A 21935-nucleotide genomic window follows, 5' to 3' on the forward strand; every position below is an offset into this window, starting at 1 on the left:
CTTATTATTTTCCTATCCGTTCAAAGGAGATAAATCAATGAGAAAACTATTGAGTTTCCTATTCATAGCAACAATAGTTGTTATCAGCGCTTGCTCACAAGAAAAGCCTGAAACGAGTAATGACAATGTATTTGTAAAGGGAGGGACTTTTATAAACACAAAGTCCAACTACAATGGTGCAACCCTATCGAACTTTTATATCGGTAAATATGAGGTAACTCAAAAAGAATGGAATGAGGTAATGGAAAGTAATCCCTCAGAATTCAAGGGCGACAATTTGCCGGTTGAAATGGTTAGCTGGTATGACGTTGTTGAGTACTGTAATAAGCGGAGTATAAAAGAGGGTTTAACACCCTATTACAATATAGATAAGAATAAAATAGATACAAATAATAAGAGCGAAAACGATAATATAAAATGGACCGTAACGATCAATGAAGGTGCTAATGGTTATCGATTACCGACAGAAGCAGAGTGGGAATATGCTGCAGGTGGAGGTCAATTAAGCAAGAGTTACACCTACAGTGGAAGCAATAATGCAGATGAGGTAGCATGGTATTGGAAAAAAACTGGAGATAAATACTTATCGGGAGAATGGAACTGGCCTATCATTGAAAACAACAATAATAAAACAAAATCTGTTGGTGTCAAACAGCCCAACGAGTTAGGACTTTATGATATGTCAGGGAATGTAAGGGAATGGTGTTGGAACTGGTACGGGGATAGGGGAAGCGATGTCGGATCTTTCCGGGTTGTGAAGGGCGGCGGTTGGATCGGTAACATCTCCAACAACGAGATATCTTTTCAAGGCAAGTTCGACGCAAATGGCATGGGACCTGATCAAGGCTTTCGTGTGAGTCGTGGTGAGTAAATGGCGGGAAGGTTATTCTCTTTTAAGTTAAGACTCCATTTCATAAGCAATGATAAAATGATCAAGCCAATAAGCTGCTTCCGGTACTCTACCGGAAGCAGCTTATTTAATTTTCGTTTATTTCCAACTACAAAAGATCTAAACTTTTCACGGTATAAGCTTTAGTTTATGCATATGAAAAAAATAGGACAATGTTAGAATCTAATTGTTTCCGCTTACATTAATAAATATGGAATAAAAAGGAGGTTGATCAAACGGGTTGCACAGCATCTTAGTAAGACTAGTTGCAGTATAACCAAGAGGAGGACAGCAAATGAAACAGAAGAGAATGCGTTTATTTTTAGTAATCATTATTTGTTTTATGCTTGCATTGCCTGCAGTAAGCGTAAATGCCGCAACAACGATCACATCTAATCAAAGTGGCACCCAAGACGGCTACTATTATGAGCTATGGAAGGATTCCGGTACCACGAGTATGACTCTTGATAGTGGAGGTACATTCAGTGCTCAGTGGAGCAACATCGGAAATGCTCTGTTCCGTAAAGGTAAGAAGTTCGATGAGACCCAGACACACCAGCAAATTGGAAACATATCTGTTAACTACAGTGCCAACTACCAACCAAACGGTAATTCGTATTTATGTGTCTACGGATGGACCGTTGATCCACTAATCGAATATTACATCGTTGATAGCTGGGGGAGCTGGCGTCCGCCTGGTGGAACGTCTAAAGGTACCATTACCGTTGATGGGGGAACATATGACATATATGAGACTACCAGAGTCAACCAACCTTCAATTAAAGGCACAGCAACCTTTAAACAATATTGGAGTGTCCGGACGACCAAACGTACAAGCGGAACCATATCTGTTAGTGAACACTTTAAAGCATGGGAGAGCAGAGGAATGTCAATGGGGAAGATGTATGAAACTTCGCTTACGGTAGAGGGTTATCAAAGTAGTGGAACAGCTACCGTGACTAGCAATACAATTACGATCGGAGGTAGCGGAGGTACGAATCCGACGCCAACGCCTAATCCGACTTCAACGCCAAACCCAACCTCCACACCAAATCCGGGCACAAGCACAAAGATAGAAGCAGAAAATATGACTAAAAGTGGTCAGTATACCTCCAATATAAGCTCACCATTCTCTGGAGTGGCTTTATACGCCAACAATGATCTAGTGAAATATACACAGAATTTTACGACCGGTACCCATAATTTTTCACTCCGCGGGGCTTCGAATAACTCTAATATGGCGAGAGTCGATTTGAAAATCGGGGGAGTGACCAAGGGCACCTTTTATTTCGGGGGAAGCAGTCCCGCCGTTTATACTCTAAACAATGTCAGTCATGGAACCGGAAATCAAGAGATCCAGCTCGTCGTAACTACTGATAACGGGACATGGGATGCTTACCTTGATTATCTGGAAATCAATTAATAAGACGTAGCGGTAATGGAAAAATTTGAAGAGGTAAAGTTGCTGGGAGGGGTAAAAAAGATGTTTAGAGCCAACGTAATAAAATGGACGGCCATTGCGTCGTTAGTCGTATTCTTATTCACAGGCTCACTGACGATGACTGGCGACAAGGCGCTCGCGGCCGATTGTTCGAACGGTTATGTAGCATTAACCTATGACGATGGTCCGAACCCTAACAATACTGTAACACTACTTAATGCACTTCAACAAAACGGCTTGCGTGCAACGTTCTTCAACCTTGGACAGAATGCCCAAAATAATCCGTCCCTAGTAAACCAGCAGAAGTCAGCAGGCATGTGGATTGGGAACCATTCCTGGTCTCATCCGCATTTGACCCAACTGTCTACCTCACAAATGTCGTCAGAAGTTACAAACACACAAACGACATTACAGTCTATAACTGGTACGGCTCCGAAGTTGTTTCGTCCGCCATATGGCGAGACTAACGCAACTTTAAAGTCCATCGAGGCCCAAAATGGTCTTACTGAAGTGTTATGGAACGTTGACTCCCAGGACTGGAATGGAGCCACTACCGCCCAGATAGTAAATGCTGTTGGTACAATGCAAAATGGCGACGTGATCCTTATGCACGATCAGTACCAAACTACGGTTCAAGCGATTCCACAGATTGCACAGAATCTCAAGAACCGCGGTCTTTGTTCAGGCATGATCTCGACGAGCACAGGCAGGGCAGTCGCACCTGATGGTGGAGGCACAACACCAACTCCGACACCAACCTCCACACCAAATCCAGGCACAAGCACAAAAATAGAAGCTGAAAACATGACTAAAAGTGGTCAGTATACCTCCAATATAAGTTCACCATTCTCCGGAGTGGCTTTATACGCCAACAATGATCTAGTGAAATACACACAGAATTTTACGACCGGTACCCATAATTTTTCACTCCGCGGGGCTTCGAATAACTCTAATATGGCGAGGGTCGATTTGAAAATCGGCGGGGTAACCAAGGGCACCTTTTACTTCGGGGGAAGCAGTCCCGCCGTTTATACTCTAAACAATGTCAGTCATGGAACCGGAAATCAAGAGATCCAGCTCGTAGTAACAGCTGATAACGGGACATGGGATGCTTATCTTGATTATCTGGAAATCCAGTAAATATTCCAAACACGGAAATTGGAGACGGACTGCTTAATGTAGAGACAAAATGAAAAAAGCAACCCACCAGCCATGACTGGTGGGTTGCTTGCCTTGTTACAACCTATCTCTCAACAACGGTCTCACCTTCAATTAACACAGGCTGATAATAAGTGTTGTTTGGAAGGTCTTTTTTTCCTTGTAGTTTCTTAATGACCCAATCCGCTGCATCGCGTCCCATGGCTTCTTGTGGGTGTGTCAAGGTGGTTAGTTTGATGTTCGCGTTTTTGGCGATATAGGAATTGTCTTGTCCGATAATCGATAATTCCTCCGGAATAGTGATGTCCAGCTGTCTGCAGGCATGAACCACTTCCAACCCAACCTCGTCGTTATAACAAACAATAGCAGTGAGCGTATCTCTATTTTTATTCAGAAAATCCTTCAAGTCTGTAGATAACGTCTGTTTTGTCTCCGTGTTGAATGAAAAAATCTGCTCAGGATAAAATCGTAATTTGGATTCTCCGAGTGCTTTAATATACCCTTTCATCCGATACTTCCCTTGTAAATCATCCATTTTTGCAATGAGCCCTATTTGGGTGTGCCCTTTGGTTATCAACTCTTTTGTTGCCAAATAGCTGGACTGCACGTCATCAAGACAAAGGTACGGCAGTTCTATTTCTTCATAAAAGGCATTAATCATTATAATCGGAATATCCTGTTCCTTAAAAGAAAGGTAGTAAGCAATATTGGGGTTATATAGATTGCTTTTCGTCGGTTCAATAATTAAACCATCTACACCGTAGGACAACATCATTTCCAGTGCCTTTTTTTCTTGAGCAACATCGTTATTTGTACTAGCTAATAGTAGAGAGTAATTATCCTCATTTAGCCGGCTCTCGATCCCACGGATAATGGAAGGAAAGATATAGTCGGAAATATAGGTCGTGATTACACCGATCGTCTTCTTATGGGAACTCCCGCCGGTCTTCGAACGATATTGGTTGCTGACATAAGTACCAGAACCTTTTTCGCTTCGCAGGAAGCCTTCGTTGGAAAGTTCTAAAATTGCTTTTCGAACAGTCTGCCGGCTAACTTCGTACATGGACTGCAAGGCAGATTCAGTAGGGATTTGCTCACCAACATTGTAATCTCCCGAAAGGATTTTGCTTTTTATGTCATCTAATATCACTTGATACTTTGGTTTCATGTAATTCCTCTTTCCATTCTTGTTCGCTAAGTTATTCGTATATTCGGTAAATTTGTATGTACAAATTATAGCATGACAACAAAAAAAATAGAAAGGGGCTCTTTTTTTATACAGTTAAATCATTATTATCTCCATATTTGTATGTATATATAACTAATCAATTGACAAATGTACGTACAAAAAATTATACTAAAGCTGTCAATTAAGAAAGCAAATTCTTATCATGACCTTTTAAAAAAGCGCTCTCAGAGAGGTGACAAACGTGATATCGAATCGACTAAGCATCGAACAAGCGATTAATAAGGGAGAAACTTCGCTTGGTATTGAATTTGGATCCACGCGTATCAAAGTTGTACTTATTAACCATAGCTTTCACACGATCGCTTCTGGAAGTTACGAATGGGAAAATCAGTTGAAGGACGGTTTTTGGACGTACAACTTGGAAGATATTATCAAAGGTCTGCAAGACGCCTATCGCGAGATGAAGGAAGAAGTTGCACAAAATTACGGAATCACCCTTCAAACGGTTGGTTCCATCGGATTTTCTGCAATGATGCATGGATACATGGCTTTCGACGAGCACAATGAGCTGCTTGTTCCATTCCGGACTTGGCGTAATGCAACAACGGGTGCAGCTGCTAAAGCATTGACCGATCTGTTTGGGTTTAATATCCCAGAACGCTGGAGCATTGCTCATCTTTATCAGGCGATTTTGAATGAAGAAGAACATGTGCCACAGATACGTTTTGTTACGACACTAGCAGGATACATTCATTGGCTATTGACTGGAAATAAAGCACTTGGTGTTGGTGATGCATCCGGTATGTTTCCAATTGATGAAACTACAAGGAATTTTAACGCTTCCATGATACAGCAGTTTGATGAACTGGTTGCAAGCAAAGCTTATCCGTGGAAGACCAGTGATTTACTTCCTAAGGTGTATGTTGCAGGAGAGCAAGCAGGCGTTTTAAGCGAAGCGGGAGCTAAAATTCTGGATCCATCGCTGCATTTACAATCAGGTATTCCGCTTAGTCCTCCAGAGGGGGATGCTGGAACCGGGATGGTTGCAACGAATAGCGTAAGAAAACGCACCGGGAATGTATCTGTAGGAACCTCTGTTTTTGCCATGATTGTATTAGAAAAAGAACTTTCCAAGGTTTATCCGGAAATTGATATGGTTACTACTCCGAACGGAAGTCCAGTGGGCATGGTTCATGCGAATAACTGTTCAAGTGACCTCAACGCCTGGCTCGGGTTATTCCGTGAATTCTATGAAGCCATGGGACACAAAATGGATGCCAATAAATTGTACAGCGTGCTATTAAATAAAGCTTTGGAAGCAGATCCTGATGCCGGTGGATTACTAAGCTATGGTTATCTCTCAGGAGAGAATATTACTGGGTTAGAACAAGGTCGTCCGCTATTTGTCCGCTCGCCGGAGAGCAAATTCAATCTGTCCAACTTTATGCGTACACATCTATTCAGCGCCTTTGGTGCTTTGAAAATTGGAATGGACATTTTGACGAAGGAAGAGAATGTAGCCATTGATAGTATTTTAGGCCACGGCGGCTTATTTAAGACTCCTGTAGTGGGTCAAAAAATGATGGCAGCTTCAATGAATGTTCCTGTTTCCGTAATGTCGACTGCCGGTGAAGGCGGTGCATGGGGAATGGCTATTCTTGCCGCTTACATGATGAATAAAAATCAGGAAGAAAGTTTAGAAGACTTCCTCGATCAAAAAGTGTTCAAAGATGTTAAGGGTGAAGAAGTTCATCCAGAGGCAACCGACATTAAAGGATTTGAAACTTTTATCGAACGTTATAAAAAGGGTCTGGCGATTGAGCAGTCCGCTGTTGACAATTTAGTGTGAAAATGGAGGTGGCAAGATGTTAGAACAACTTAAAGAAGAGGTTTTTCAAGCCAATCTGGAATTGCCGAAACAAGGACTTATTAAATATACATGGGGAAATGTGAGTGCAATTGATCGTGAAAGTGGATTATTCGTAATCAAACCTAGTGGCGTAGATTATGAAACAATGAAAGCCAGCGATATGGTAGTTGTTGATCTGGATGGCAATGTGGTTGAAGGAGATATGAGACCTTCCTCCGATACACCTACTCACGCCGTGCTTTATAAGCATTACTCCGAGATCGGGGGAATCGTTCACACGCATTCCACTTGGGCAACCATTTGGGCTCAAGCAGGACTAGATGTTCCTGTCATGGGAACGACCCATGCTGATACCTTCTATGGTTCCATTCCTTGTGCGCGTTTCTTGACGCAAGAAGAAGTCGATCGTGGTTACGAAGCGGAAACGGGTAATGTAATCATCGAGACCTTTGAACAACGTGGGATTGATATTATGGCGGTTCCTGGTGTTTTACTTAAAGGACACGGACCCTTTACTTGGGGGAAAAATGCGAAATCGGCGGTAATAAACAGTGTAGTTTTGGATGAAGTATCCAAAATGAATTTGTTTGCAAGAGAGCTGAACCATTTTGCTGAGGAGTTGCCACAACGTATTTTAGATAAACATTACTTGCGAAAACATGGAAAAGACGCTTATTACGGACAAAAATAATTAAACCACAAAATTACGAAAAGAGGATGAATATGTCAACAGCAGTAGCAAAAGAATTTTGGTTTGTCGTAGGTTCACAACATCTTTATGGCGAAGAAGCATTGGCTGAAGTTAAGGCGCATGCCCAAACGATGACAGATGCTTTGAATAAAAGCGGAGTTTTACCTTACCCACTAGTGTTACAGGATTTGGCTGTCAGCGCAGATAAAATCACAAACATCATGAAAGAAGTCAATTACCGCGATGAAGTTGCCGGTGTTATCACTTGGATGCATACCTTCTCACCTGCAAAAATGTGGATCCGCGGAACTAAAATGCTGCAAAAGCCTTTGCTACATCTAGCTACGCAATATAATGAAAGTATCCCATGGGCAACGATCGATATGGATTTCATGAATCTAAATCAAGCCGCTCATGGTGACCGTGAATATGGTTTTATTAACGCCCGTTTGAACAAACAAAACAAAGTGGTAGTAGGCTACTGGGAACGTCCTGAAGTCCAAAAGCAAATTGCAGAATGGATGGACGTAGCCGTTGCTTATAACGAAAGCTTTAATATCAAGGTCGCTCGCTTTGGTGACAATATGCGTAACGTTGGCGTAACCGAAGGAGATAAGGTTGAAGCCCAAATTCAATTTGGATGGACTGTTGACTACTTTGGTATTGGCGATCTAGTACAAATCATTAATGAAGTTAAAGAAGAAGAGATCGACGCCTTATTCGCTGAGTATTCAGAGCTGTATGAATTTGATTATGGGACTAACAGCAAAGAAGCTTGGGAAGCTAGCGTGAGAGTTCAAGCAAGCTATGAAATTGCTATTAAACGTTTCCTTGATCAAGGTGGCTACAACGCCTTCACATCGAACTTCGAAGATTTACACGGAATGAAACAACTTCCAGGACTTGCTGTTCAACGACTGATGGCACAAGGCTATGGTTTTGCTGGAGAAGGAGATTGGAAGACTGCAGCTCTCGATCGCTTGCTTAAAGTGATGAGCCATAACCAATCCACTGGCTTTATGGAAGATTACACTTATGAATTGACGGTTGGTCAAGAATCCATTCTTCAATCCCATATGCTTGAAGTAGATCCTACTTTGGCAAGCAACAAACCAAAAATTATCGTATCTCCACTGGGTATTGGTGGTAAAGACGATCCAGCACGTTTAGTATTTGACGGTAAAGCAGGAGACGGTGTAGTTGTTTCCATGGCTGACTTTGGGACTCATTACAAACTATTGATCAATGAAGTTACTGCTTTCGAACCAACGGTTCCAGCTCCCAACCTTCCAGTAGCTCGTGTACTTTGGAATGTTAAGCCTAACTTCCAAGATGGGGTTAAAGCTTGGATCGAAAATGGTGGCGGTCACCATACCGTTGTTTCATTAACGCTTACAACAGACCAAATTATTGCTTATGCAAAACTTGTAAACTTGGAATATGTAGTTATTAAATAATAGCAAAGCTTTGTTACGATTAATAGGACTCCATTCCTCGAGCTTTTTGAGGAATGGAGTCCTATTTGTTTGTTCGATTTCCTTCAATAAATGCGATAATTTCCACTCAGGGCCAGTAAACTAAAGAAGTACAGACAGTTATCATAATAACGACGTTGTCCAGTGCGCAATGGTGTATCCCAAAACAAACGGACAAAATGCTCTGCCTCCGGGCCATTAGAAGCTAGGGAAGCCATGGCATTGGTCGCCAACAGACCTGTCGGGTGCAGCGCCGGTTCGTCGAAGGGCTGTCCCTCAATGGTATACCGCCGGTAATCGGAAACTTCGATATTCCTAAAAAAAGCCTGAATCCGGTTACATTGATCGACCTGCCAGATGTCCTTTTGGAACCAAGCCCAGTCCAGACCGATATTAGCCGCTACCCGGTAAGCATCACTGAAAAAATGGCTGAAATCACCATGAGGCTGGGGTTCTGCCGGGGACCCGTTAAAATTAGCATATTCGGGAGCAAGGCCAGTTATCGGATGGCATGCAGTATGCAGATATGTGCGGCTGGCTTCCGCGGCTTCTCGCCAAAACATGTGGTCACCTTCATCAGCCCACAAAGCGAACAAATCATAGAAATGGGGGAGATGGTAAGATGGATCACTGAAGGTGGATTCCGGTACAAATTTAATCAGTTTCGTTTCCGCGTCCCACATTGAGTCACCAACGCCTGTTTCAGTTTTATGTACACAAGCACGCAATATTATTCGAGCCTGCTCCGAATAATTATAAGGTGCCGGACCGTTCCCCCAACGTTTTGAGGCAAAAAACAAAGCCATGGCGAAAAACTCTTCCCCGTCCGGTGCGGGTCCTTGAGAAATTCTTGTACCGTCAGGCTTGCAGTGCCAAGCAAAGTAATCGGCATGACGGCCTTCTTTGTGCTGCATAAACGTCTTTGAGAAGTTCCATAGACGATCAAACTCTTCTTTTTTATTCATTTGAACAGCCATCATCATCCCGTAGGACATTCCTTCCGACCGAACGTCTAGATTACCTGTATCCAGGATATAGCTTTTATCCTCGTCCTGCGGATAGTATATTCGTACGTTCGGATCTCCGTAAAACAAATCATTCCAAGTTTCATTGAGTTTAGCGTGGATATCATCTTCAGAAAAGCCGAGCTCCTTAAGTATATTGCGATATTCCCCCGTATAAAAAGCACCTTGTTGTTTCATTGTCATCAAAAACGACCTCCTGTGAACTACAACATGCAGTCCATTTTAATAAAAACTAAGGATGGATAGTTTGAATGGTGCCATCATCGTTGTATCTCAGCTCTGTATATTTTACAGAACGCTTGTTGTCAGCTCCACCAGACAAAGAACTGTCATGATAAAATAAATACCATTTCTCTTTAAACTGAACAATAGAATGGTGCGTTGTCCAGCCTATCACTGGAGAAAGGATTTTCCCTTGATATTCATAAGGTCCAAGCGGATCTTTACTGATAGCGTATACAATATTGTGGGTGGTACCAGTGGAATAAGAAAGATAATAATACCCGTTGTATTTATGTACCCATGGGCCTTCAAAATATCTTCTCTCTTCATCTCCAGCAAGAATCGGATTTCCGTTTGTATCGATGATGGATATTTCTCTAGGTTCACCTTCAAAGCTCAGCATATTCTCGTTCAACTCCGCTACGATAGGTCCAAGAGCTGGTGCCATTTCAGACGGCCCCTCGGCATCCGGAACAAATGAGCCGGTTTGCCATTTTAAGTTGACCGCCCCAAAGACCACCAAAGTATATATACGATTTACCATCATCATCAACGAAAACGGCGGGATCAATGCTATAACTGCCGGGAATGTAGCTTGGTTCAGGTGTAAATGGTCCGGAAGGTAAAGCTGAGGTGGCGACCCCGATTCGGAAAATATCGTCATGGTCTCTAGCTGGGAAAAACAAATAGTAGGTATTGTTTTTGTATGCTGCATCCGGAGCCCACATTTGCTGCTTAGCCCATGGAACATCCTTCACATGAAGCACTTCACCGTGGTCAACACAAGGGGAGCCTTCTCCATCAATAGAAAGAACATGGTAATCCTCCATATTATATTGGTCACCGTTGTCATTAGAGATCATTTCGTGATCCAGGTCATGTGAGGGATAAATATAAATTTTACCTTCAAATACATGAGCGGAAGGATCCGCAGTATAAATATGAGTTACGAGAGGTTCATTGGGCTGCACAGGCTTTGTCAAGTCATTTCCTCCTATAAAGTTAATCGCTTACAAAGCTAATGGTATAAGAACTTTAGGACGCTGTATATATAGCAACTATAGTTTATACCCCACAAAGTTTAGGACATAAAAAAGAACCTTTATTCAAAGGTTCTTTTTTTACTACTGTCTTTGTCCGTGGAATTGTCGATGAAGTTCCCGCACTTGTTCTGCAAGCTCCGTTACAGGGCCATCTACGACCGCATTATGGATGACTTCCTGAATGCTCAAATTACGGACAGGTGATGCTGCAATGCCCATTTCGCTTAACCACTGTGATAATTGCTGCGAAGAGCTGGCATATACAATCCTTCCTAATTGAACCCAACCGTGAGCTGCCGCACACATAGGGCAATGTTCCCCGGAAGTATACACAGTTGCCTGCTTACGTTCTTCCAGTGACATATTCTGAGCTGCCCAGCGAGCTAAAGCGAACTCGGGGTGCTGAGTATGGTCACCACCGCCTACATGGTTACTATCTTCGGCCAAGACCTCTCCATTTGCTGAGACCAGGATGGAGCCGAAAGGTTCGTCCCCAACCTCGAGTGCAATTCGGGCAAGTTCAATACAACGCTGAAGATGTTTGATATCTGTATCGTTTATCATGATAATAGAGCCTCCTGAAATTTAATTTATAGATAAATCTCACGAACAGTAGGCCTGAGCCTGTTTGTTCACCGCATTCTTCTATGTTAGCATGTAAAGTATTCGATTAAAAATATGTCATGCAATTTCAAGATAGGGAGGACATCTAGAAATGAAACACCCATTTATTTTAAATGCCGTATGGAACGGCGGTCGTAATAGTGATGGAACGATTGAAGCTGGACAACTCAAGACTCAAATCTCCATTCCGAAAGAAATGGGCGGGCCAGGAGTTGGAACGAATCCGGATGAGATGCTACTGGGTGCCGCGGCAACCTGCTATCTCATTACACTAGCAGCTATGCTGGAGCGATCAGGGCTTACGACTTCCAGCCTGACGTTAACATCAGAGGCGACAGTGGATGTAACAAATAACATTTTTACATATGAAGCGATCAAACATTCACCCATCATCACACTTACCGAAGATGCGTCACAGGAAGATATTTATAAAGCAATTCGTATTGCCCATAAAGCAGAAGGCTCTTGTATGATTTCCAGAGCTGTAGCAGGAAACGTACAAATTACCACAGAGCCAACAGTGCTTACATCAAGTATGTAAGGTTAAGTTCTAAAGGAGTTATCCCTTAGGAATCAGAGAGGAGAAATTAACTTTGAACGTTGAGTTGTATAAGGATTTGATTAAGGATGAACGTGGGAATTATTACGTAGCGGTGCAAAAAGAGGGCAATGAACTGACCTTGGTAAACGCAATGCTTGAGCGTTCTTATCAGGACCTGCTGGAATTTAATGAAGAGTTTAAAAAGAAATATGCGGAATACGAGCACCAGTTCATCGGCAAAGTGATTATGGATAAGCTGCGGCACGATGTTGTGTTCGCGTCCAAAGAAGACGGCCATGGACGAATGTATAATCTGGCAGCGATTGCCGGCGATTACAAGGTTACTTTTATTGATATGATTGAATTTTACCGAAACCCTCGAGTAGGACGTAGCCATGACAACGACATCCATTAAGCTGAGTGTTTTGGACCTTGTACCTGTATTTGATAATGTGGATGCAAGCTTTGCTTTAGGACAAGCCGTGGAACTGGCTCAAACAGCTGAAAGACTGGGATATACTCGATATTGGGTTGCCGAACATCATGATATGCCGGGCTTAGCGTGTACCTCCACAGAGGTGTTTTTATCGCATATCGGAGCGAGAACACAGCATATCCGCATCGGATCGGGAGCTTTATTGCTGCCGCACTATAAGCCGTTAAAAGTAGTGGAATCTTTTCATTTGCTGGCAAGTTTATATCCGGGACGCATCGACCTTGGGTTAGGCAGGGCTCCTGGCGGTGCTGCTGAAGTAAGCTTAGCGCTGAGCGGGAATTTTCTCGAAAATGTTTGGAAAATGCCGGAACTGCTTAAGGGAGTCACCGAATTGTTGCAGGGGAACTATTCATATGAAGGACGTCAGATAACCGCCCGTCCGACTCCACCCGAATCGCCAGAGCTGTGGATGCTGGGTACAAACAAGAAAAGTGCAGCATATGCTGCCGAGTTTGGAGCAGGCTATGTGTTTGGTCAATTCATGAGCGATGTAGCTGGGGAAGAGATTTTGCAAGCTTACCGTGAAGCTTTTATCCCTTCTTCAGTTAATGCTAGTCCTCGGGCCATCGTAGCTGTTGGCGTTATTTGTGCCGAGACTGAGGAAGAAGCAGAGCGGCTAGCCTCTTCCGGTATGACATTATTTCAACAAGAAGGCTCAACCGAAGAGAAATCCAAGCTTTTGGAACGTAAACTGCTGATAGGCACACCCCAAAGCATTAAAGAAAAGCTGGAACAGTTATCTCACTTGTATGGAGTTGATGAATTCATTATCGTTACTATGATTCCAGACTATGAGAAACGGCTGCATTCGTTTGAGTTGCTTGCCCGCGCTTGCTTGAATTCTAACTAGCCCTTTCTTCATGCAATGATGCTAAAGGAGGTCCACATAGATGCAGACTCATACCTCTGACTCCATTAAAATCCCTCCCGGATTTTGGGCTGGATTAATTCAATTAGGGATAACCGCTCAAGATATAGCCAGTAAAGCAAGTCTACCCCTGAGCCTTATCACGGAGTCAGCAGTCACCACAGCCCAATATTTCGCTATCTGGCAGGCATATTCGGATCTCGTTGGAGACACTGCTGAGGGAATCATCAAGCTAGCAACCGTTTTTGAAACCACACAATATCCGCCGACCGTCTTAGCCACTTATCATGCTAAAGATTATCGCGACGCTCTAAACCGAATGGTGCGCTATAAACGAATGTGCCCTCCAGAAAGCTTGCATATCGTCGAGGAGGGAGAGTTGTGTGCAATCGAATTGAATTGGCAGCATCCCGAGTATTCCGGTCCACCGCTGCTGCTTGGCCTTACACTGGCGTTTTTACTGGAGCTTGGGCGGCGGGGAACAGGTATACCTCTGACAGCACAGTTTGTAGAATTTTCACAACCCATAGTGAATTTAGAGGTTCTTGAAGCTTATTTCGGCTGTCGAATTCAGATCGGTGCTGAGACTAACCGCTTAACACTACGACGTAGTGACTTGGATCTGCCCTTTATCTCGTATAACGAAGAGTTGCTAGAGATTCTGACTCCTGTTTTGGATCGGACACTTGCTGAACAGCACGGCAATCGCTCAATTACTGAAAGGGTCAAATGGATTATGAAACGCAGCCTTAGCGGAGGCCAACCCGAGATTCAAACCGTTGCTAAAGAGCTAAGGATGAGTGCTCGTACCTTACAGCGAAGGCTTACTGAAGAAAATACGAGCTTCAAGCATTTGCTGACACAAGCCAGACATGAGCAGGCGCGAGCGTATTTAGCAGATCCTTCCCTCGATGTTAAAGAGGTGGCTTTCTTGATCGGATATGAAGATCAGAACTCGTTCTATCGTGCCTTCCGACTTTGGGAAGGAGATACTCCTTCAAATTGGCGTGTTAAACAAGAAGTTTGGCGCAAGACACTAGTTACTGAATAATCCCGGTAAGATAGTATAAATACTAGCCGATGCTCAGTACAGTTCTTGAGAAACTGCTAATTAACTTGCCATGATAAAAGGAGAAAAGAAATATGGATATGGGATTAAACAATAAGACAGCTTTAATTACAGGATCTACAAAAGGTATTGGTAAAGCTATCGCCTTTGAACTTGCCAACGAAGGCGTTAATGTACTAATAAATGGACGTAATTATGAAAAGGTAGAACAAACAGTAAATGAAATTAAAGCAAAATTCCCGGAAACTTCTCCACAGAATGCTACAGCCGATATTGTAGATATGGAGCAAAGAGAAGCTTTATTTGAAAAACACCCCCATATCGATATTTTAGTTAATAATATGGGGATTTATGAACTGATGAGCTATGACGACGTTGACGATGAAATATTTGAAAAATACATCCGTACGAATGTTCTTGCTGCAAATGGATTAACAAAATTTTATTTACCAAAAATGTTAGAAAACAATTTTGGTCGCGTGATCTTCATTGCTAGTGAAGAAGCAATAATGCCGTCAGCTCAAATGCCACAGTATGCAATGACCAAATCAATGCTATTATCATTAGCAAAAAGCTTATCTAAATTAACAATCGGAACAGAAGTTACCGTCAATACTATCATGCCAGGACCAACACTCTCTGAAAACGTGCACCAAATCATTGATGGAATGTACCCAGATGAAGCGTTGACCTTTTCAGAAAAAGAGAAAAAATTCATGGCTAAAAACTTACCGCAATCTGAAATACAGCGATTTATTAAACCTAATGAAATAGGTAGACTAGCAGCATTTATGAGCAGTCCCTATGCCTCTGCATTTAAAGGTTCTCCGATCCGTATGGATGGGGGCATGGTACCTACTATTTTCTAAATGTAGTATCGATACACAAAAAGCCACTCCTTATGGAATGGCTTTTTTATTTGATATATTATTCACTGTCCTCCGGTATAACAAAGGATACCAAAGTACCTTCACCTTGTTTACTTTGAATAAAAAGACCCTGACCATACAATTGCATCAGTCTTCGATGGGTGTTAGCCAGTCCGATGCCACTTTTAGCTTTCATGGTCGGTTCCAGCAACAACGCGAGCGTTCTATGATCCATACCTTGCCCATTATCCTCCACTTCGATCTTTACAGCATTGTTCAGACGTGAGATCCGAATATAAACGGTACCCCCCTGTTGACGCTTGAGCAGACCATGCTTGATAGCATTTTCTACCAAGGGTTGGATGGATAGAGGGGGTAACAGAATATTAATGTCTGGATCTACCTCCCAAACAACGGAAATTCGTTCTGCAAATCGTGTTTGTTCAATATACAAATAAGATTCTACCAGCTCTAGTTCATGTGAAAGGTTCACGAGTTCTTCGATATTTAAAAAGTCAAAGCTGATTCGCAAAAAGGAAGTAAATGCAGTGATGAGCTCTTGCATCTTTTTAGTATCCATATCACTGAGTGCCGCAATAGAGTTCAATGTATTGAACAAGAAATGGGGTTGTATCTGTGCCTGTAGATAAGCCGCTTCAATACGCACCCGTTCATTAAAAGAAATTTTCATCGCTGTTAAAGCTCGAATGCGATATTTGAGTTCAACTGCATCCACCGGTTTGGTAACATAATCATTTGCGCCGGAGTAGAATCCAGTGTAAATATCCTCAGGTTGACTGCGGGCAGTCAGCAATAGCACTGGAAGCTCATATAGGGAATAAAGAGCGCGAACCTTTTGCGTTAATTCATATCCTGACATATGCGGCATCATTACATCACTAATCAGTAAATCCCAACTCTTTTTATCTAGCCAATCCAGTGCCTCTTGTGCTGAGTTCACTGTCGTAATGAGATAAGGTTCGTTTTCGAGAATGCCCTTTAGCACATTCAGATTAACAGGGTCATCATCTACCACCAAGAGATTCACCTTCGCATCTGTAAAGAGTGGCGGGATTTTGTCAGTGTGTTGATTAGTTTGTTCGGAAATCCCCCATTCAGCCATCTGCTTATAAATCTCATCTGGTGTATACGTTGTTATAGGTGAAACCTCTCTTACTATCTGTTCGCTATAGGAATCAGCAAGGGGTAGTGCAAAACTGAAAGTTGAACCTTTGCCGAGTTCAGAATGTATGCTCAAGCTGCCACCATGTAGTTCTACCAACTGCCTACTAATGCTTAGTCCCAGTCCAATTCCACGCCCGTCATTTATTCCGTGAGGGCCTTGCTCATAGGGGAGGAATACCCGCGCCATGGTCTCTTCGGTCATGCCTACTCCGGTATCTGTTACATATATAAAGACATGAGCGTCTTTTTCCTCAGCTGAAACAGAAACAAGTCCTTGCTCGGTGTATTTGAGCGCGTTGTGCACTAGATTTAATAATACTTGTACTAGTCGTTTCTCATCCGCAAGAATAGGAGGCATAGATTCTGGTATGTTCATGGATAGCCGTACCGGTTTGCCTTCAATCATATATTGAAGCATATTGATGACTCCGGGAACCACCGATTGAACCAAAATAGGCTCCTGATACAAAATAACGCGATGCTCTTGAAGACGTACTACATCCAGTAGATCACCAAGCATATGGGACATGCGGCGGCTGATAGTAATCAGTAACTCCATATCTTGCCGGCTACTCTCGTAGAGTCTATCCTTTTCCTTCGTTACTATATTTTGCGCGATATTCATAATTCCATGGACTGGTGTTCGCAGCTCGTGAGAAGTATTGGCGAGAAACTGATCCTTGAGTTTGTCCGCTTTTTTCAGCTGTTCATTTAGCTCCATGTTCTCTTTGGCATTCTGAAAATACTTTTTAAACCAATAAGCTGAGAAGCCAACGATGGCGGCAATAATATCCACAGGATAGTAGACAATTGAATAATGGCCGTTATTATCCCACAAATTCCATAACAAATTAGAGATGATGGCCGCACCTGATATCAGTAGAAAAACAACATCTTTTTCATCTTGCCTTTTGAACAATAAGCGCCCCAAGCTATATATTAACCAGATGAAGGGGATATACTGAAACACTTGAATGATTCCCCAGTGAATCGATGTACTGACCAAATAAGCAGGAACGATAAATATAAATAAGGTATAAAGGAAAAGACACCACGTGTAAGCACGTAACCACTTGTTGACTTCGGCACCTGAGGTGAATTTCCTGAAAACAAGTAGAATAAAAAGGTTCTGCCATAAGAAGGCGATTAAACGGATTTTTAATGACCAAGTGTAATTAATCGGCAGTAATGCTAAAACTAAATTGTCATTTCGGGCTAAAAGGATTACGGCTACAGATAATGTCATTAGCCCTACAAGAAACAGGGCACGTTCTTTAGGATTAAATAAATACAGAATACAGGCATACAGCCCATGTAGTAGCAGGATGATTGCAGTAAGTATTTGAAATCCAACGGTATAAAAATTTGTCCGGTTAACCACTTCCTGAGAGCCAAAGAAAATAGGCCCACTAATACCACCTTTATAGGGGTGATCAAAGTTTGCTACCTGAATAAGTACATCTATTTCTGTCATATTTTTCGAAAAATATGATGCTGTAAATGAGGTGGTTCTTGGTGCATATGTATTGGCATCGAGAGAGATTGTTCCGTTATTATGAATAGGAGTACCATTAATTTCCACGCTGGAGGCGGAATAAATTTGTTTGATCCACAATGAGACAGGCTGCTGAAGCGGTTCTACCAAAATGCGCAGACGGTAACTGCCATAACCATAGGAAGATTTCTGATCAGTTCCCATGGCGTGGTTCCAATTTCCGGGAACTTGAAGCGAATGGGTTAGCTTTGGTATAGTCGAAGTTTTGGACGAAACGAATTGCGAAGGATAGAAGCTCCATTCACCATCTAGCCTGATTAAGTTAGCCTTCTCCAGATCCTGACCACGTAAATCCAGTACACCGTTGCTAATCATAGGTACATTGTTGGAAACCTTAAATATGCTGAACCAAATGCAGCGTAGGCCAAAGAGAATGCTGATAAAAAGTAGAATGATTGCTAATTTGTTTAGGATCGTATTATTTTTCATGAGAACATTATAGCAAATAATTCTAATCTAGATTCTAAAATGGATTTTATTTATATAAGATGAGCAAATGCCAGCGATGATCTTAAAGGACAGTATAGTTATAATTGTTCTTTCTAAACAATAACTTGTAAATATTGTTATTATTAGAGAGGGAGTTTTCATCGCTAACAGGTCAAAATCTGCAACAGGTAATGCACTGAAAAGAAAAGGAATGAACCTAATGCCTAAGGAAGAAGTGTTAAAAGGCGGTAATGTAAATCATATAGTCCGTATGGCGAACACTGTTCGCCGTCCTATAGGCTATTGGAGTCCGAATGTTCATGAACTACTCAAACATTTGGAACAACAAGGCTATGAGGGAGCACCAAAATTCCTCGGAATCGATGATTCTGGTCGTGAAATATTGACATTTATTCCTGGAGAAGTTCCAGGGAATAATTATCCAAACCTTGAACCATATATGTGGACGGACGAAACGCTTGTGGGTCTGGCGCACCTTATACGTCGTTTCCATGATGTGACTACAGTATTCAGGCCCAATATGGAGGACAGATGGCAGCTTAGCTATGCCGAGGATGCCGAACATGAAGTGATCTGTCATAATGACGCAGCATTGTATAATGTTGTCTTTCAAAAGGAGGCTCCTGTGGCGCTCATTGATTTTGACATGGCAGGTCCAGGTCCGCGTATGTGGGACATTGCGTACACCCTTTACACATCTGTTCCACTTGCGAGTTTTGCACCTGACCATACTTCTGGAACCATAGTAGCATACCAATGTGAAATACATGCCGTAGAGCGACGTCGGCGAATTCATTTGTTTTTTGAAGCTTATGGAATTCCCGTCCCAAATAATCTGCGACAGTGGATTATACAACGTTTGATAGTACTGTGTGATACGTTGAGAAATGGTGCTGCTGATGGGAATCCTGCCTTTCAGAAAATGGTTGATGAGGGTCACTTGGCCCACTATGAGAGTGAGATTAGGTTTGTAACAGATCATTTCGAGGATTGGATATAAAAATCGGATATTCCGCTCACGGACAGGATCATTGAATAAAATTAAAAAAGTATACCATTAGAATTGAGGCCTGAGAATGAGTGTAAAACGAATTGTCACAAATATTAAAACGCAGAATGTTTCGGCAGCAAAAAGCTTTTACCAGGACGTACTCGAGCTTGATTTATTGATGGATCATGGTTGGATTGAAACATACGGCTTACTGGGGAAGGAGAACATTCAAATAAGCTTCGCATCACAGGGCGGCTCCAATACGCCTACTCCTGATCTATCGATTGAAGTTGATGATGTCGATGCAGTGTTTGAACGTATGAAGAGTGCTGGATATACGATAGAATATGGACCTGTCGATGAGCCTTGGGGTGTTCGGCGATTCTATGTCCGCGACCCATTTGGCAAACTTATCAACATTCTTGCTCATGGACATTAGATAAACGGTCACGGCGTGCAGAAATCTAGATTGTTAAACAATCATGAAACGATAGTGGAGGAGCTTCCTATAGGGTAGCTCCTTTTAATTTTAAACTATACCAGCTAATAGCTTGTCAAGATTACCAGTAAAGTAAAGCCCAATCATATGTTATATTTAAAAGTAGGTAAGCCAAATAACCCCCCCAATTGTATTGTATTTGGAAGGTTATACCATTGGTTTCGTATTAAGCAATCCGGTATTTTTTTTGTTTTTCATGATGGCATATAGCCAATGCACCAATTTATTGGCACATGCGACTAGAGCCACTTTATGTGGTTTTCCTTTGGCTCTCTTACGATTGTAGAATTCTTTGATTCGTATATTACGAGCGCGAATTAATCCGCATTGGACAGCCAAAACCAGCGCGTAACGCAACTGCCTGGAACCACGTTTCGTGATTCAATTTCGAGTTGCTGTAAACTTACCTGAAGCAAAGACACTTGGATCAATGCCTGCAAAGGCGACTAGCTTTTTTAGGATGATCAAATCGGTCGACTTCTCCAATTTCAGATAAAATTGTTACCGCAATTTTATGCCCAATACCAGAAATCGACTGAATTAATTCATATTCTTCAATGTCTTCAGCCAGAGCATCTATGTTCTGTTCCGATCCAGTAATATGCTCTTGGTACTGAAGAATGAGGGTAATAAGGACTTTCAAATTGATTAAGTGGCTTGCATACATGGTTTGCTGAAATGGGTTTTGTTTTGCCGCAACTAGCAGCCGTTGCACCCGTTGGTTAATCCAGTCCTCTGAACGCCCCCGTTTTGAAGAAAGCAGTTCTTTCATCTTAGATTTGAGTGTGTTTTCATCCGTCTGTAATACTGAATATGAGGTTGGGAATTCACTTAAAAACTGTAATGAAATACCGGAATACATAGCTCCAAAGACACCTTTGTAAGCAGGAAAACCTGATCTAAAACAGCTTGGAATTGTAGTTTAGTCTGTACACACATCTTTGAAAGAGACTCATATTGTCTTGTGAGATAGCGCAGATTGAGAAGTTGCACACCTCTTTTCTTAAACGGTTCAAATTCTTCTTTGTAGTACAGCAATAGGTAAGCGTCAGCAGCATCCGTCTTTACTTTACGAAGTTGAGACTTCCTAAGCCGATTTGAGATGAGCGGATTAATAACAATATAAATATAATGATGTTCCTCTAGGAACTGAACAACGGGACTTTGATAATGACCGGTTGCTTCTAGAATAAGCAAAAGACGTTGTTGAGATGCAAATTCAACTTCTGTTAAAACTTGAAGGAAATTTGCTAAACCATCTCGAGTGTGCTCGAAGTGGAATATCCCTTGGAATGGCTTTCCGCGCTCTAGAAAGGCTTGTCCATGGCTTTCTTCTTTAGAAATATCTAGACCGATAACTGGATTCATTTCATCTCCCCTTGTAAGTGTAGATTCGCCGGCATCCCCTAAGGTTGATCTTCTTGTCGCTCCATAGCATCGCTTGTTATACGGGATCTTACGTCCCAACCAGCCTCAATCATGGTCATGACAAGTAGGGGTGAACATTATAGCTCTCGGGATCAAGTCCCACGGGCAGGTACGTTCGACCAGGCTACTTTAATCCTCTATGCAAATGAAAAAAGGATCAACCAGAAAGAACTGGTTGATCTCATAATACGAACGGGCAGGAGAGTTGAAGATCAAACGCGGGGAACCGTACCACAAATAAGGGCAAGTTTTTTTTGAATTCCTTGCGGCGTATGGGTTTGAATATATGTGCGTAGGTCACATTTCGAAGAAACAAGAGAAAGGTGCATCGGTTCATTTTTTGATTTGTAAAAAGGT

At 42.2% G+C, this 21935-nt stretch carries 17 protein-coding genes and 2 pseudogenes; 13 read left to right on the forward strand and 6 right to left on the reverse strand.

Annotated elements, in window-relative coordinates:
- The first annotated feature begins 37 nt into the window (after nucleotides 1-37).
- The 3 genes from NSS87_RS14995 (at nucleotide 38) to NSS87_RS15005 (ending at nucleotide 3470) form a co-directional block, all read left to right on the forward strand.
- Complete coding sequence (locus tag NSS87_RS14995; protein ID WP_339248199.1) at nucleotides 38-871, forward strand: SUMF1/EgtB/PvdO family nonheme iron enzyme; 834 nt, start codon at nucleotides 38-40, stop codon at nucleotides 869-871.
- Between the two features lie 313 nt (nucleotides 872-1184).
- Nucleotides 1185-2312, forward strand: a complete 1128-nt coding sequence (locus tag NSS87_RS15000; protein ID WP_339248202.1) for a glycoside hydrolase family 11 protein — start codon at nucleotides 1185-1187, stop codon at nucleotides 2310-2312.
- Between the two features lie 60 nt (nucleotides 2313-2372).
- Nucleotides 2373-3470 carry a polysaccharide deacetylase family protein gene (locus NSS87_RS15005; RefSeq protein ID WP_339248205.1) on the forward strand — a complete coding sequence of 366 codons (1098 nt, stop codon included), beginning with the start codon at nucleotides 2373-2375 and terminating at the stop codon, nucleotides 3468-3470.
- Between the two features lie 103 nt (nucleotides 3471-3573).
- On the opposite strand, the gene NSS87_RS15010 is transcribed toward NSS87_RS15005, so the two are convergent.
- Nucleotides 3574-4656 carry a GntR family transcriptional regulator gene (locus NSS87_RS15010; protein WP_042188207.1) on the reverse strand — a complete coding sequence of 361 codons (1083 nt, stop codon included), beginning with the start codon at nucleotides 4654-4656 and terminating at the stop codon, nucleotides 3574-3576.
- Nucleotides 4657-4918: 262 nt separating this feature from the next.
- Between NSS87_RS15010 and NSS87_RS15015 the strand changes: the two genes are divergently transcribed.
- The 3 genes from NSS87_RS15015 to araA are packed head-to-tail and all read left to right on the forward strand — an operon-like array spanning nucleotide 4919 to nucleotide 8695.
- Entirely contained in the window at nucleotides 4919-6526 is a 1608-nt protein-coding gene (locus tag NSS87_RS15015) for an FGGY-family carbohydrate kinase (protein ID WP_339248208.1), read from the forward strand.
- 16 nt (nucleotides 6527-6542) lie between these two features.
- On the forward strand, nucleotides 6543-7238 hold the full coding sequence (locus tag NSS87_RS15020; RefSeq protein WP_042188210.1) for an L-ribulose-5-phosphate 4-epimerase: 696 nt from the start codon (nucleotides 6543-6545) through the stop codon (nucleotides 7236-7238).
- A 32-nt stretch (nucleotides 7239-7270) separates the two neighbouring features.
- Nucleotides 7271-8695, forward strand: a complete 1425-nt coding sequence (gene araA / locus NSS87_RS15025; RefSeq protein WP_149645589.1) for an L-arabinose isomerase — start codon at nucleotides 7271-7273, stop codon at nucleotides 8693-8695.
- Between the two features lie 83 nt (nucleotides 8696-8778).
- Here the strand turns inward: araA and NSS87_RS15030 are convergent, their stop codons facing one another.
- The 3 genes and pseudogenes from NSS87_RS15030 to NSS87_RS15040 all read right to left on the reverse strand — a co-directional run bounded on the left by NSS87_RS15030 (nucleotide 8779) and on the right by NSS87_RS15040 (nucleotide 11567).
- A complete protein-coding gene (locus NSS87_RS15030) occupies nucleotides 8779-9921 on the reverse strand; it encodes a glycosyl hydrolase family 8 (RefSeq protein WP_339248211.1) in 1143 nt (380 codons plus the stop codon).
- 49 nt (nucleotides 9922-9970) lie between these two features.
- A pseudogene (locus NSS87_RS15035) lies at nucleotides 9971-10943 on the reverse strand (glycoside hydrolase family 43 protein).
- 141 nt (nucleotides 10944-11084) lie between these two features.
- Complete coding sequence (locus tag NSS87_RS15040; RefSeq protein WP_042188217.1) at nucleotides 11085-11567, reverse strand: nucleoside deaminase; 483 nt, start codon at nucleotides 11565-11567, stop codon at nucleotides 11085-11087.
- A gap of 151 nt (nucleotides 11568-11718) precedes the next feature.
- Here NSS87_RS15040 and NSS87_RS15045 point away from each other — a divergent pair, with 151 nt between their 5' ends.
- From NSS87_RS15045 to NSS87_RS15065, 5 genes are all read left to right on the forward strand, one after another.
- Nucleotides 11719-12168: an OsmC family protein gene (locus tag NSS87_RS15045; protein WP_339248214.1), complete on the forward strand. Its 450-nt coding sequence runs from the start codon at nucleotides 11719-11721 to the stop codon at nucleotides 12166-12168.
- A 52-nt stretch (nucleotides 12169-12220) separates the two neighbouring features.
- Nucleotides 12221-12583 carry a hypothetical protein gene (locus tag NSS87_RS15050; RefSeq protein ID WP_042188220.1) on the forward strand — a complete coding sequence of 121 codons (363 nt, stop codon included), beginning with the start codon at nucleotides 12221-12223 and terminating at the stop codon, nucleotides 12581-12583.
- Nucleotides 12564-13514 (forward strand): LLM class flavin-dependent oxidoreductase, encoded by a 951-nt coding sequence (locus NSS87_RS15055; RefSeq protein WP_339248217.1) that lies wholly within the window; start codon nucleotides 12564-12566, stop codon nucleotides 13512-13514. The genes NSS87_RS15050 and NSS87_RS15055 overlap by 20 nt, the downstream gene beginning before the upstream one ends.
- Before the next feature lie 40 nt (nucleotides 13515-13554).
- Nucleotides 13555-14583, forward strand: a complete 1029-nt coding sequence (locus tag NSS87_RS15060; protein ID WP_339248220.1) for a helix-turn-helix domain-containing protein — start codon at nucleotides 13555-13557, stop codon at nucleotides 14581-14583.
- Nucleotides 14584-14675: 92 nt separating this feature from the next.
- A complete protein-coding gene (locus NSS87_RS15065; protein ID WP_076301113.1) occupies nucleotides 14676-15470 on the forward strand; it encodes an SDR family oxidoreductase in 795 nt (264 codons plus the stop codon).
- A gap of 58 nt (nucleotides 15471-15528) precedes the next feature.
- Here NSS87_RS15065 and NSS87_RS15070 read toward each other — a convergent pair whose 3' ends face one another.
- The gene (locus NSS87_RS15070) at nucleotides 15529-18525 is read right to left on the reverse strand and encodes an ATP-binding protein (RefSeq protein ID WP_339248223.1); all 2997 of its coding nucleotides are present in this window, start codon (nucleotides 18523-18525) and stop codon (nucleotides 15529-15531) included.
- A 334-nt stretch (nucleotides 18526-18859) separates the two neighbouring features.
- On the opposite strand from NSS87_RS15070, the gene NSS87_RS15075 reads away from it, so the two are divergent.
- Together NSS87_RS15075 and NSS87_RS15080 are read left to right on the forward strand one after the other, a co-directional pair.
- The gene (locus NSS87_RS15075) at nucleotides 18860-19660 is read left to right on the forward strand and encodes a phosphotransferase (protein ID WP_339248225.1); all 801 of its coding nucleotides are present in this window, start codon (nucleotides 18860-18862) and stop codon (nucleotides 19658-19660) included.
- A 76-nt stretch (nucleotides 19661-19736) separates the two neighbouring features.
- Nucleotides 19737-20090, forward strand: a complete 354-nt coding sequence (locus NSS87_RS15080; protein WP_042188233.1) for a VOC family protein — start codon at nucleotides 19737-19739, stop codon at nucleotides 20088-20090.
- Nucleotides 20091-20297: 207 nt separating this feature from the next.
- Here NSS87_RS15080 and NSS87_RS15085 read toward each other — a convergent pair.
- A pseudogene (locus NSS87_RS15085) lies at nucleotides 20298-21518 on the reverse strand (IS110 family transposase).
- Between the last annotated feature and the right edge of the window lie 417 nt (nucleotides 21519-21935).

Origin of the sequence: Paenibacillus sp. FSL F4-0243 (assembly GCF_037963295.1) — a bacterium.
GTDB lineage: Bacteria > Bacillota > Bacilli > Paenibacillales > Paenibacillaceae > Paenibacillus_AQ.

What these genes read in the sequence shown, in the direction of transcription:
- NSS87_RS14995 (WP_339248199.1), top strand. Translation starts at nt 38, where the DNA reads ATGAGAAAACTATTGAGTTTCCTATTCATAGCAACAATAGTTGTTATC.
- NSS87_RS15000 (WP_339248202.1), top strand. Translation starts at nt 1,185, where the DNA reads ATGAAACAGAAGAGAATGCGTTTATTTTTAGTAATCATTATTTGTTTT.
- NSS87_RS15005 (WP_339248205.1), top strand. Translation starts at nt 2,373, where the DNA reads ATGTTTAGAGCCAACGTAATAAAATGGACGGCCATTGCGTCGTTAGTC.
- NSS87_RS15010 (WP_042188207.1), bottom strand. Translation starts at nt 4,656, where the DNA reads ATGAAACCAAAGTATCAAGTGATATTAGATGACATAAAAAGCAAAATC.
- NSS87_RS15020 (WP_042188210.1), top strand. Translation starts at nt 6,543, where the DNA reads ATGTTAGAACAACTTAAAGAAGAGGTTTTTCAAGCCAATCTGGAATTG.
- araA (WP_149645589.1), top strand. Translation starts at nt 7,271, where the DNA reads ATGTCAACAGCAGTAGCAAAAGAATTTTGGTTTGTCGTAGGTTCACAA.
- NSS87_RS15030 (WP_339248211.1), bottom strand. Translation starts at nt 9,921, where the DNA reads ATGACAATGAAACAACAAGGTGCTTTTTATACGGGGGAATATCGCAAT.
- NSS87_RS15040 (WP_042188217.1), bottom strand. Translation starts at nt 11,567, where the DNA reads ATGATAAACGATACAGATATCAAACATCTTCAGCGTTGTATTGAACTT.
- NSS87_RS15045 (WP_339248214.1), top strand. Translation starts at nt 11,719, where the DNA reads ATGAAACACCCATTTATTTTAAATGCCGTATGGAACGGCGGTCGTAAT.
- NSS87_RS15055 (WP_339248217.1), top strand. Translation starts at nt 12,564, where the DNA reads ATGACAACGACATCCATTAAGCTGAGTGTTTTGGACCTTGTACCTGTA.
- NSS87_RS15060 (WP_339248220.1), top strand. Translation starts at nt 13,555, where the DNA reads ATGCAGACTCATACCTCTGACTCCATTAAAATCCCTCCCGGATTTTGG.
- NSS87_RS15065 (WP_076301113.1), top strand. Translation starts at nt 14,676, where the DNA reads ATGGATATGGGATTAAACAATAAGACAGCTTTAATTACAGGATCTACA.
- NSS87_RS15070 (WP_339248223.1), bottom strand. Translation starts at nt 18,525, where the DNA reads ATGATTAGCAACGGTGTACTGGATTTACGTGGTCAGGATCTGGAGAAG.
- NSS87_RS15075 (WP_339248225.1), top strand. Translation starts at nt 18,860, where the DNA reads ATGCCTAAGGAAGAAGTGTTAAAAGGCGGTAATGTAAATCATATAGTC.
- NSS87_RS15080 (WP_042188233.1), top strand. Translation starts at nt 19,737, where the DNA reads ATGAGTGTAAAACGAATTGTCACAAATATTAAAACGCAGAATGTTTCG.